9 protein-coding genes are annotated in these 12242 nt (G+C 44.2%); 3 read left to right on the top strand and 6 right to left on the bottom strand.

Going from position 1 to position 12242, the window contains the following annotated elements:
• Positions 1-314: 314 nt before the first annotated feature.
• A complete protein-coding gene (locus VB836_RS20210; protein WP_323221965.1) occupies positions 315-878 on the bottom strand; it encodes an FKBP-type peptidyl-prolyl cis-trans isomerase in 564 nt (187 codons plus the stop codon).
• A 64-nt stretch (positions 879-942) separates the two neighbouring features.
• Entirely contained in the window at positions 943-1269 is a 327-nt protein-coding gene (locus tag VB836_RS20205; RefSeq protein ID WP_046281058.1) for a phasin family protein, read from the bottom strand.
• Positions 1270-1390: 121 nt separating this feature from the next.
• Here VB836_RS20205 and VB836_RS20200 point away from each other — a divergent pair, with 121 nt between their 5' ends.
• Positions 1391-1750: a zinc ribbon domain-containing protein gene (locus tag VB836_RS20200; RefSeq protein WP_323221963.1), complete on the top strand. Its 360-nt coding sequence runs from the start codon at positions 1391-1393 to the stop codon at positions 1748-1750.
• A 141-nt stretch (positions 1751-1891) separates the two neighbouring features.
• On the opposite strand, the gene rppB is transcribed toward VB836_RS20200, so the two are convergent.
• On the bottom strand, positions 1892-3283 hold the full coding sequence (gene rppB, locus VB836_RS20195; protein WP_046281060.1) for a two-component system sensor histidine kinase RppB: 1392 nt from the start codon (positions 3281-3283) through the stop codon (positions 1892-1894).
• Between the two features lie 81 nt (positions 3284-3364).
• Positions 3365-4066 (bottom strand): two-component system response regulator RppA, encoded by a 702-nt coding sequence (rppA, locus tag VB836_RS20190; RefSeq protein ID WP_046281061.1) that lies wholly within the window; start codon positions 4064-4066, stop codon positions 3365-3367.
• A 125-nt stretch (positions 4067-4191) separates the two neighbouring features.
• Between rppA and VB836_RS20185 the strand changes: the two genes are divergently transcribed.
• Together VB836_RS20185 and VB836_RS20180 are read left to right on the top strand one after the other, a co-directional pair.
• Positions 4192-4863 carry an efflux RND transporter periplasmic adaptor subunit gene (locus VB836_RS20185; protein WP_046281062.1) on the top strand — a complete coding sequence of 224 codons (672 nt, stop codon included), beginning with the start codon at positions 4192-4194 and terminating at the stop codon, positions 4861-4863.
• 262 nt (positions 4864-5125) lie between these two features.
• On the top strand, positions 5126-8290 hold the full coding sequence (locus VB836_RS20180; RefSeq protein ID WP_323221960.1) for an efflux RND transporter permease subunit: 3165 nt from the start codon (positions 5126-5128) through the stop codon (positions 8288-8290).
• Between the two features lie 81 nt (positions 8291-8371).
• On the opposite strand, the gene VB836_RS20175 is transcribed toward VB836_RS20180, so the two are convergent.
• Both VB836_RS20175 and purD read right to left on the bottom strand, forming a co-directional pair.
• Positions 8372-10576, bottom strand: a complete 2205-nt coding sequence (locus tag VB836_RS20175; protein ID WP_323221959.1) for an ATP-binding protein — start codon at positions 10574-10576, stop codon at positions 8372-8374.
• 168 nt (positions 10577-10744) lie between these two features.
• Positions 10745-12016, bottom strand: coding sequence for a phosphoribosylamine--glycine ligase (purD, locus tag VB836_RS20170; protein WP_046280470.1), 1272 nt, complete (start codon positions 12014-12016; stop codon positions 10745-10747).
• Positions 12017-12242: the final 226 nt, after the last annotated feature.

Genomic DNA, 12242 nt, shown 5'->3' with positions numbered 1-12242 from the left:
GCCATTAAGGTTCTTTGACGGTTGTTCAGCTTCAGTTTGGTCTTGAAGGCTCGTTGCATAGATCTATTATCTGATCTTACAGATAGTACCGTGTTGTACCATAAATCGTCTACTAAGTTACTTCTCTTTCATTGTAAAAACACCCGCGAACCACTACAGGTTAAATTGCAGCCAATCAGCTCAATATCAGGGATTAAGGTGTTAAAATACGACCTTTTAATATGCAGCAGATGGGGAGATGGGGGAGACCGTGAACAAGTTATCTATCATCTCCCTCACCCCCTATCTGCTAATTCCTAGAAGCAGAAAAGCGATTATTTGATATCCAACAATTCCACATCAAAAATCAAGGTAGCATCCGGAGGAATCACACCACCCGCGCCGCGTGAACCATAACCCAAATCAGAGGGAATGATCAGTTTACGTTGTCCACCTACGTTCATCGAACCGACGCCTTCATCCCAACCTTTGATGACTTGACCGACACCAATTTTAAACGAAAACGGCTGACCGCGATCGCGGGAACTGTCAAACTTTTTGCCATCTTCTAAAGTTCCAGTGTAATGAACTACAACTGTTTGACCCTTTTGAGGAGATGCACCGTCTCCCACCTTCAAGTCTTCGTACTGCAAACCGGAGTCAGTTTTCACCATATTTTTTTCGCTATCCATATTTTGAGCTAGAATCACATTGGCTGTAGAAGCAATGCTTTGGGTTAACAGAGGGTTACTGGACGTTGCAACCTTCTGAGTCGAAGTCTGTTGAGTCCTGGGGATATTTGATGCAGTTGCTTCTTTTCCTGTCGTCGTAATTTGAGCAACAAGCAAAGTTAAAGCACAAACAACAGCAATACCCAGGCTAATTAGTATTTCTCTCACGGTTAACTCTCCTCAGTCTGCGTTAGATACAAACCCAGACTTTTACTTTACAGCTTGAGGGTACCTAACGCCAAAGACGATTTTCCAAATCCCGAATTTGACGTTCTAAACGATCTAGTCGTCCCCTTAACTCATCAAGTTCAGACTGACGGGGAACCCCAACATCTTGCATGACGTTCCGCATTTGTCGCTGAAGCAGTTCCTCAAAGTTTCCTTGTTCGAGTTTGAGTCGCTGCATCATGTCATCCATAAAGATTTTAGCTTGGTCAGAGTTGAGAGTACCATCTTTGACCCATTGATCGGTGACTTCCTGTAATTTTTCCGCAACCAGGGAGGTTGTCCCAATTCCCAGCATCAGCAGTTGTTTCAGTAAGTTGTTGTTATTGTCCATCGTTTTGATTGGTGTTTGGCTAAAATGGTGAATTAGACGCCAAATTTAATTGGTCCTGGCTTACATTTTATTGTGCGATCTTTCGCCTTGATATTCTCCAACACATCATCTAAAATTTACAATGCCAGAATGTCCTCGTTGTCATCAACCCGTTGATTCTCAGGCGATCGCTTGTCCCCATTGCAAATTTCAGCTTAAGGCGTTTGGTCATCCGGGTATCCCCCTGCATCGAGCTACAGAAGATACTTACCTGTGTAGCAGTTGTCTTTACCATGAAGATGATACCTGCAATTTTCCTCAACGTCCCTATGCCAAGGAATGCACGCTGTATCATGATCGTTCTCAACCGATTGTACCGCCCTCGCCTGTTAAATCTTCTCCTCAAGGTTTGGAAGCGATCAAATATTGGGTGAAAAATCATGGAATTTGGTTTGTGGTGTTGGGGTTGTTAGTTGTGAGTTTGCTGTTGTCTATTTTTTAAACAGACAATCAAACCGTCGGAGTGGGTTCTGTCAGAATTTTTGCTATTGACAAACAATTTACTCCTTTCCTTTTAAAACTCAAATTAATTTTGTGAATTGTTTAATACTCTTGTTAGGAAGCTGACAATAAAAGAGTCAATTCAATTTTGTTTTCTCTCTCTATAAAATGCTTGAAAAGAAGGAACAGCTAACTGTAATGTAAAAACACTCCCCTTGCCCAGTAGACTTTCAACGCTTAACTGACCCTTGTGAACTTGGGTAATTGCTTGTGCAATGGCTAATCCTAATCCGGTTCCGCCCGTTTGACGCGAACGATCGCTATTAACCCGATAAAAGCGTTCAAAAATCCGAGATTGTTCAGCAGGTGGAATTCCAATTCCTGTATCTTTTACGGTGACAATTGCTGTGGAATCACACTGTTTTAAATCAATACTGACGCATCCTCCTGATGGTGTATAGTTAATCGCATTCGCAATCAAGTTAGAGACTAATCGATAAAGTTGTTGTTCGTTTCCGAGAACATAAATTAGATGCTCAGGAACAGTGCTATAAAGTTCAATATTTGAGGCAACAGCCAATTCTAAAAACTCCTCGGATAAATCACTAATTAGGTCATTGAGACAACAAACTTGAAACGGTTTTGAAGATGTATTTTGTTCGAGAGTGCTAAGTAATAATAGATCGGAAATTAAGTGGCTCAAACGTCGTCCTTGCCGTTCAATTGTATCTAACATCATATTAATATTTTGCAGATCAGAAGGGGGAACTCGTAAGAGGGCTTCTACTGTTGCTAAGAGACTCGCAAGAGGCGATCGCAATTCATGGGCTGCATTAGCAGTAAATTGTTGCTGCTGTTGATAAGACTGATAAATCGGTTGCATGGCTAACCCTGAAAGCCACCAGCTAGAAGCCGCAACCCAGCCTAAAGCCATCGGAAACCCAATCAACAAAATCCATTGAATTCGTCTTGTTTCAGCGTCAAAAGAGGCTAAAGTGCGCCCAATTTGTAGATAACCCCAGGAAGTATTATTCTGCTCTGAAACATGAGCATCAGCACTGTGTAGAATCGTGGTAAATTGACGATAACCTGTGCCATCGACAGCATTAATCGTTTGCCAAGAACTAGGATTTAAAGTGTTAGAAAGTTCAGACGGTTGATTGGGTGAAAAGGCTAGGAGTTTTCCTCGATAATCAAACAATCGTATATAATAGGTATTGCGATCGCTAATGCCGATTGTATGTCGCTCAATTAGAGTCGGGCTGACGTTACAAAGTTGCCCAGCTAGACATAATTCTGGAAAAATTTGCTGCAAAATAACGACCGGATCTCCAGAAGCAGGTAACATGGGTTCTAAACTATCATGGAGCGTTCCGGCAATTGACTCGATTTCCCGTTCCAAAGCATCCCAGTTAGACTGAATGAGCGCTCGATACATTCCTAACCCAAATAGGCTCAAAATCACTCCCATCACAACTGCGTACCAAAGTGCTAATCGAGTCCGACTACGGCGAAAGAGTTTGTGAGTATTCATAATAGGCAAGAGGCAAAAGGCAAGAGGCAAAAGGCAAAAGGCAAAAGCATAAAGTCCTGTACCTCAGCAGTATGATAAGTGCTATAATTCGATCAATGATGTATTAAATCGATAGCCTTGACCGGGAATCGTTTCGATGGGACAATCACAGCCATAGTTAGCGAATTTACGTCTCAATAATCGCATTTGTGCGGCTACAACATTGCTCACGGGTTCTTCATTGAGATCCCAAAGTTGATAGCGAATTTTACTCCCTGAGATAATCCGATCGCGGTTTTGCATTAAATAAGCCATAATTTGAAATTCCTTAACCGTTAAAGGAATTGTTTGATAGGGTTCTTCTAACCCAATACACAGTGAATTATTGGCATAATCTAGAGTGAATCTCCCAATGGTGAGGGAAGGAGATTGAATTTGAGGCGATCGCCTCTGAAGCGCCCGCAACCGCGCTAACAATTCTTCCATCACAAACGGTTTAACCAGGTAATCATCTGCGCCCGCATCTAGCCCCCTCACCCGATTTTCCGATTGTCCCAAAGCAGTTAGCATCAGCACAGGTAAGGGATTTTGATGCACTCTCAAACGTTGACACAACTCCAACCCAGACAAGCCAGGAAGCAGCCAGTCAAAGATCGCTACTGTATAGTCTGTCCACTGACTTTCCAGATAGTTCCAGGCTTGAGTACCATCAGTAACCCAATCGACGATATATTTTTCACTCACTAAGACTTGTTTAATGGCTAATCCCAAATCGGTTTCATCTTCAACTAACAGAATTCGCATTGTTCCAAAAAAACAATCACGAATTTGATTTTATCGAACTCGCTGGGATTTCACCTGAATTTCATCTGCTCTTTGGCACACTATGGATAATTTTGGTTAAATCTGCATTTTTGTGAGGAGATAGTATGAAGCCCTTTTCAATGATTAGTTCTATTTTGGTTGTGAGTTTAGCGATCGCTACACCTAACCTTGTGTTTGCTCATGTGGGACATGGCGATGAATTTCAAGCCGAAGGCGGGATAGAACGAGTTCAGGTTAATCCCGAAACCGATTCAATGTTAGGGATTGTTGTCACCCCCATCGAACAAGCTACAGCAGATGGAAACGGGGTGATGGTTCCGACAACTGCATTAGTTGATTCCGATGGTAAACAGCTTGTGTTTGTGCAGTATGAAAATTTCTATGAACCTGTTCCGGTTACGACTGGTGCAACCCAAGGTGAACTGATTGAAGTGACTCAAGGATTGTCTGTTGGGGAAAATTTAGTCACTCAGGGTAGCTTATCCCTCTACGCCGAATCCCGCAAAACCCAAACCGTCGATGTAGCCGCTAGTCCAGCCCCAACATCTTCTCCCCAAACCGATATTACTCATGCTCAAGCCGATGCTCAAGGAATCCCTCATAGCCACGATACTACGGGAAATCTGGTTCAGTCGGATGCGATCGCTCAACAAACGGGTGAAACAACTCAAGAATCTGGCGGGTTCCCAATGGGAATTTTAGCAGCCCTGGCTGGGGGAGTAGCGCTATTAGTTGGGGGATTTGTTGTTATGGGCAACCGCAAGAACAAAGTTTAACCGTTTTTGTAGGGGCGGGTTGGGACTTAAGTTATCGATTTTCACAGATAACCTCTGTAAACCCGCTTTTTCAAAGTTTTTGTAGGGGCGGGTTGGGACTTAAATTATCGATTCCCACAGATAACCTCTGTAAACCCGCCCCCCTCCCACCAGTAACCTCCGGGGCGGGTTTATATCAATTGTTTCTGGGAAAACAGAGATTTTTGCACCAAGCCGCCCCTAGCTGTTTGCCTAGTCCGTTGAATTTTCTCCAACGATTTCAATGCTAAACTCAATCCTGAATCAAACGCTCAAAAATTCAATTGCCCAACGCTGGCTAATCGTTGTCTGTGCAATTTTAGTAACGCTATGGGGGGTTTTTAGCGTTACCCAAATGCCCCTAGATGTATTTCCCGAATTTGCGCCGCCCCAAGTTGATATTCACACTGAAGCACCTGGACTCGCTCCCGAGGAAGTCGAAACCCAAATTACCGTACCCATTGAAAGTGCGGTGAACGGCTTGCCGGGAGTAACGACGGTGCGATCGTCTTCTAAGGTGGGCCTGTCAATGGTGCAGGTTGTCTTTGACCAAGAGGCTGATATCTACAAAGCACGGCAGGCTGTTACAGAACGCCTCCAACAAGTCACCAGCCAGCTACCAGAGGGCGCACATTCCCCGGAAATTTCGCCTTTGGTATCCCCACTCGGTACGATTTTACAGTATGCTTTCACGGTCAATGAACAGGGGCAAACTTCCCTGATGGATCTGCGTCGCTTGGTGGAAGTGACCCTCAGCAATCAAATTGTTTCTGTGCCGGGAGTCTCTCAAGTGACGATTTATGGCGGCGATGAACGTCAAGAACAGGTGTTGGTTGATCCAGAGAAATTGCGATCGCTTGAGGTTTCCCTAACTGATGTTACCAATGCCGCCAGAGGCGCAAATTCTAACGCTCCGGGCGGTTTTCTGATTGGTGGCGGCCAAGAACTGTTAGTGCGCGGTATTGGGCAGGTGAACTCGATAGAAGACTTGCAGCAGTCAGTGGTGAAGGTAGAAAACGGCATCCCCATTTTGCTGGAAGATGTGGCGGAAGTTCAAACGGGTGCAGCCCTGAAGCGGGGCGATGCCAGCTTTAATGGACAGCCTGCGGTTGTCTTGATGATTAACAAACAACCCGATGTGGATACGCCCACTGTGACTAAAGCCGTAGAAGCGGTGATGGCATCGTTGCAGCCAACTTTTCCAACTGATGTGCAGATCGTTCGCACTTTTCGCCAGTCTAATTTTATTGATTCTGCCATTGGCAATGTTAGCGGTTCTCTGATTCAAGGCATTATTATCGTTTCGGTAATTATGCTGCTATTTTTGATGAATTGGCGGACTGCTGTGATTACTCTGAGCGCAATTCCCCTCTCTTTATTAATCGGGTTAATGTTTATGAAAGCCTTGGGCTTGGGCATTAATACGATGACTTTGGGCGGTTTAGTGGTTGCCATTGGGTCAGTCGTGGATGATGCGATCGTAGACATGGAAAATTGTTATCGGGGACTGAGAACTAATCAAGCCCAGGGAAATCCTAAACATCCCTTTGAGGTGGTTTATGATACCTCTGTAGAAGTGCGTTTGGCGGTGATTTTTTCGACGGTAATTATTGTTGTGGTTTTCGCACCGATTTTTAGTTTAACGGGTGTGGAAGGGCGAATTTTTGCGCCGATGGGGTTGGCTTATTTGCTGTCGATCTGTGCGTCTACTTTGGTGGCGATGACGCTTTCTCCGGCGCTTTGTGCGATTTTATTGGCTAACCAAACTTTGCCCCAAGAAGGAACGTTTATTTCGCGTTGGGCGGAACGGTTGTATCGTCCTTTGTTGAATGTGTCGTTGCGATCGCCTCAAATTATATTAGCAATGGCGTTGGCTGCGTTGGTTGGAACTTGTGCAATTGTGCCTTCCCTCGGACGGGTGTTTTTGCCGGAGTTTCAAGAGAAATCTTTGGTCAATTCAATGGTGTTGTATCCGGGAGTGTCCCTAGATATGACGAACCGGGCGGGGATGGCATTATCGAATTTACTCAAAGATAATCCTCTCTATGAATGGGTGCAAGTTCGGGCGGGGCGCACTCCTGGCGATGCGGATGGTGCGGGGGTAAATATGGCTCATGTTGATGTCGAACTCAGCGATATTGCGCTCAAAAATCGCGAAGAAAGCGTTAAGGAACTGCGGGAAACGTTTTTAAAATTACCGGGAGTTGCTCCGAATATTGGCGGGTTTATTTCTCACCGCATGGATGAGGTTTTATCGGGGGTGAGAAGTGCGATCGCTGTGAAAATTTTTGGCCCAGATTTAGCGGAACTGCGTACAATTGGCGAACAGGTTCGAGATGTCATCAAACCAATTTCTGGGGTTGTAGATTTGCAACTTGAACCGCAATTACCCATCCGCCAGGTACAAATTCAATATAATCGACGAGCCGCAGCAACCTATGGGTTGAGTATGGAACAATTATCAGAGATAGTAGAAACGGCTCTGAATGGTCGGGTGGTTTCGCAAGTTCCAGAAAACCAGCAGCTTATTGATATCTCGGTTTCGTTAACAGAAAATGCTCGTAATAGTTTAGATGCTATTCGTGCTATTCCGATTTCGACTCCGACGGGGGAAATTATTCCTCTGAGCGAGGTTGCTGAGGTTGAATATGGCATGGGAGCAAATGTTGTAAATCGCGAGGATGTTTCCCGGTTGATTGTTGTTTCTGCTAATGTTGCTGAACGGGATTTGGGGAGTGTTGTGGGCGATATTCAAGCCACAATTAAACAGAATATTCAACTGCCCAACGGTTATTTTATTCAGTATGGCGGACAGTTTGAATCGGAACAACGGGCAACTAATAATTTACTGGTGTATAGCATTTTGGCTGCGATTATCATTGGGATTTTGATGATCTTCTCGGTGAAATCGCTTCCGGCAACGATCGCCATTATGCTCAATTTACCGTTGGCGTTAGTCGGTGGTATTATCTCAATTGCGCTGACGGGGGGTGTGATTTCAATTGCTTCTCTGATCGGTTTTATCACTTTGTTTGGGGTGGCGGTTCGTAATGGTTTGTTGTTGGTAGACAATTACAACAATAAGTTTGCTCAAGGAATGTTTCTCAAAGATGTAATTGTCAAGGGTTCTTTGGAACGAGTGAATGCTATCTTAATGACTGCGTTGACTTCTGCTTTGGGAATGTTACCGTTGGCGATCGCAAGTGGCGCCGGAAATGAAATTTTGCAACCGTTGGCTATTGTGGTTTTGGGTGGTTTATTTACTTCTACAGCCTTGACTTTGTTGGTTATTCCTGCTCTTTATTCCAAGTTTGGTAAGTGGTTAATGCCTAAACAAAAAAACAATGCTGTTGAGACCAATTTTCCAGTTAATACTGCACAGCAATCATCGGTAGACTCACTATTGTAGTGTATTTGAAGACTGATCAAAGGCGCGATTCTGACAATTCTCTGAAGGTTTGCCCAAATGGGATGTGACTATTGATCGTTCTTAGTTATTTGTTATCGGTAAAGACTCACCACCAGATGCAATCTCTTGAGTGTGAGAACGAAATCCTGAAATGTCCTGATAAACGGCTAAATCAAACCAAAATGTCGTTCCGATACCCAATTCACTAATTAAGTGAACTTGACTATGATGTTTCTCCATAATATTACGAACAATAGATAATCCCAGTCCGGTTCCTTCTAGGGTATGAACTCGATTTTCCACGCGATAAAACCGAGTAAATACAGCTTCTTGATCTTCCGGTGCAATTCCACTTCCGGTATCTGAAACTTCAATTCGCACATATTGAGCTTGGGGAGGATATGATTCTATTTGTTCATCAAACGGACGAGGGGGCGGGGGTGAAATAATCCATCCTCCTTTTTCGATTTCTTCGGCTTCTTTACTGTAAAATTTGGGTTCTTCATCTAAAAGATAGGCGCGAATAATCACTCGTCCTCCCGCTTCGGTAAACTTGAGAGAGTTACCAACTAAGTTTGCAAAAACTTGTAGCAATAGATCATAATGACCGACAACAGAGGGTAAATCGGGTTCTACTTCCTGACTCAATTCTATTTCTTTGTCTCGGGCGTTGAGTTGATAGGTTCGTAGAGTTTGTTCAATGGGTTGAGCAATATCTATCGCTTCAAAATGATAAATTCGACAAGATTCTAAGCGAGATAAATCTAACACATCATTGACTAAACGAGTCAACCGATCTGTTTCGTGATTCGCCGTTTCTAAAAATTCTCGTCGTTCGGCTTCGGTTAAATCTTCGCCATAATCATGTAAGGTTTCAATAAACGATTTAATATTAAATAAAGGGGTTCTCAGTTCGTGAGAGACATTACTAATAAACTGACTTTTGGCTTCATTTAACTCTACTTCTCGGGTAATATCTTGAATCGTCATGGCAATTCCTTTGAGACTTTCCCGATATTTATCTTCTATTTTCAAGTGATCATCTTCTTCATAGAAAGTACATTCTGTTGATCGGGGATATTCGGGATCATGACAGGTTTTATTAACATGGTTAAAACAGCTTCCACAGAGGGGATCTAATCCGGGTGCTTTGTGCAGTAAAACCGTATTGAGAAGTATTCTGAGGGTGCGATTTGTGGGTTCGCTCAGAGAACAGCGAAATTCTCCCCCTTCTTGATTTCCGTCCGAAATTTTTTGTAACGGTTGGGAAATTTCTTGTAAAAGAGGTGAGGGTAAATGATGAATGACATTTTCACCAAGAACACTTTTTCCATCCCAATTAAATAAACGTTTAGCGGTCGGATTAACTAAAATAATGTTTAACTTAGCATCCAGTAAAATTGCCCCATCTGCTATGGTTAAAACAAGAGTTTCCAGTTTGGCTTTTTCAGCCATTAATTCTTCAATATTTTGAGCCTCATAGCTTTCGAGTCGTTCAGCCATTTTATTAAAGCTAACGATTAATTCCCCTAATTCTCCACCAAAGGGTAAATCGACTCGTTGCTGAAAATTCCCGGCGGTAATATTTTGAACCCCTCTCAACAGTTCTTTAATCGGTTGAGTAATGGTTAAGGCGTTAAAAACGGCTCCTAAAATCACCATCACCCAAATTGAGACAAATACTGCTAAGGTGACATCTCGCGTCAAATTAGAGGAGACAACCACCGTAGGATTAGGATTAATTCCAATCGCTAAAATTCCCCAATATTGTCCTTCGTGCATCAGGGGAACAAACACATCTGTCACCTGTCCGGCGGGGGTAATGTGTTGGCGTACCATCGGAATTGAAGTAAAATCTCCTCCTTTGACACTGGCAATGAAATTCTCCGGGAGTTGCATCCGCCGTCTGAGGGTGAGAGAATTTTGGACGGCCGAATCGGAAAAGGGTAAACCGAGAAAGATGTCTCCGTCGGGGTCAGCATACAACATATACCGCACACTGGAGGTACTGGTATAAAATTGTCGAGAAAAACGGGCGACTTCATCCCGTTGGTTTTCCGCAACTAAGGGGGCGACATTTGCGGCTAATAGCAAGCCTAAATCTCGACCGTAGCGGGTATCATTGAGACGCGCATCTTCTTGAATGGTATTAACCGCCCAGAAGGTTAAACCACTCATCAATAGCGAAACAACCAGCGTTGCTCCCGCCATTAAACGAGTCTGGAGGTTAAACTCCGACCACCAGTTTGCTATAATTTCGCCGATTTTTTTTATAATTGCCAGCATCTCCCGACGGTTTGAGATCTTAAGGTTTTGGAGTTGGGATAGATTAGTGAACGATAGGGCTAGTGTACCGAACTATTCACTATCATGCCCACTGCTGATCTTAAGTTAAGTTTTGTTAAACAGCCATAACCTTGATTTTAGAACTCCTGATGGATTGGCTATGATTTTCTAAAGTTTGGCAATGCGGAACCCAATATCCCGCCGATAATACATCTGGTTAAACTGAATACAGTCTACCGCTTTGTAGGTTTTGGCGATCGCTTGTTCAAAGGTAGAACCGACGGCCGTCACCCCCAAAACCCTCCCCCCATCGGTTAAAACCTGATCCCCTTGAAGTTTCGTTCCGGCATGAAACACCGTTGCTCCTGTGGCTTCGGCTTGTTCGAGTCCAGTCATCGGATAGCCTTTTTGATAGGAACCGGGATAGCCACCGGAAGCTAAAACCACACAGACTGCGACTCCAGGTTTCCAAGAAAGGGGAGGAAATTGGGCTAACCGTTGTTGACAGCAAGCGAGTAAAAGTTCATCGAGAGGGGTTTCTAACAAGGCCAGAACCGCTTGAGTTTCCGGATCACCAAACCGACAGTTAAATTCTAATACTTTGGGTTCTCCCTCGGGGCTAATCATTAACCCGGCATAAATCACACCTCGATAGTCAATTCCCCAGGTTTGCAAGGTAGCGAGGGTGGGTTCGAGAACTTGGGTTTGAATACGTTCTGTTAAAGAATCTGTAATAATGGGTGTGGGAGCATAGGCACCCATCCCGCCTGTATTCGGCCCTGTATCCCCTTCTCCGATAGCTTTATGATCTTGGGCCGGAATTAACGGACGAATCGTTAAACCGTCTGTGAGGGCGAGAATAGAGACTTCTTGACCTGTTAAATATTCTTCGACCACCACCGTCAGGTTTTCGCTACCAAATTCTCCGGCAAAAATCGCATCAATGGCAGCATGAGCGATTTCAACGGTATTCGCAACTGTTACCCCTTTTCCGGCGGCTAAACCATCAGCTTTAATGACAATCGGTGCCGTTTTAACGTAGGCTTTGGCGGTGTCTGCGTCGGTAAAAACGGCAGTTTCGGCGGTGGGAATTTGGGCTTGCTGCATTAATTTTTTAGCCCAAGCTTTACTGGCTTCGAGTTGCGCCCCGGCTTGGTTGGGGCCGAATACGGGGATATTGTGGGCTTGTAAATGGTCTGTAATGCCTAAAGCCAGTGGCACTTCAGGGCCAACGACAACGAGGGAAACGTTGTATTCTTGAGCGATGCGGGTAATTCCTTCAAAGTCATCAACCGCGATCGGATAATTTTGACAGCCTTTGAGGGTCGCGGTTCCCCCATTTCCAGGGGTGCAGATCACCTGTAAAACATTTGGCGATCGCAGTAGAGTCCAGGCGAGGGCGTGTTCACGGCCTCCATTTCCAACAACTAAGACGTTCACGTGATTGTTGATCAACAGTTGAGCGATGGTCGTTTGATTATCTTATACGATACTGGCAAGTTGGGATGTGCGATCGCTCCTGCAACAGTTCGACAAGATTAAGGTCTCCCTATCTCCCCATCCATCATCTGTAGCAAATACTTAAGGATTCCAGGCTATAGAATCGAGTAAAATCTAGTCCTATGATTGACTTTTATTAAAATAAAAAAGCCTTTTATGGAAGGGT

The sequence above is a fragment of the Limnoraphis robusta BA-68 BA1 genome, from assembly GCF_034932365.1.
GTDB lineage: Bacteria > Cyanobacteriota > Cyanobacteriia > Cyanobacteriales > Microcoleaceae > Capilliphycus > Capilliphycus robustus.
This window is presented reverse-complemented; position numbering and strand designations above follow the sequence as displayed.

What these genes read in the sequence shown, in the direction of transcription:
- VB836_RS20205 (WP_046281058.1), bottom strand. Translation starts at nt 1,269, where the DNA reads ATGGACAATAACAACAACTTACTGAAACAACTGCTGATGCTGGGAATT.
- VB836_RS20200 (WP_323221963.1), top strand. Translation starts at nt 1,391, where the DNA reads ATGCCAGAATGTCCTCGTTGTCATCAACCCGTTGATTCTCAGGCGATC.
- rppB (WP_046281060.1), bottom strand. Translation starts at nt 3,283, where the DNA reads ATGAATACTCACAAACTCTTTCGCCGTAGTCGGACTCGATTAGCACTT.
- rppA (WP_046281061.1), bottom strand. Translation starts at nt 4,066, where the DNA reads ATGCGAATTCTGTTAGTTGAAGATGAAACCGATTTGGGATTAGCCATT.
- VB836_RS20185 (WP_046281062.1), top strand. Translation starts at nt 4,192, where the DNA reads ATGAAGCCCTTTTCAATGATTAGTTCTATTTTGGTTGTGAGTTTAGCG.
- VB836_RS20180 (WP_323221960.1), top strand. Translation starts at nt 5,126, where the DNA reads ATGCTAAACTCAATCCTGAATCAAACGCTCAAAAATTCAATTGCCCAA.
- VB836_RS20175 (WP_323221959.1), bottom strand. Translation starts at nt 10,576, where the DNA reads ATGCTGGCAATTATAAAAAAAATCGGCGAAATTATAGCAAACTGGTGG.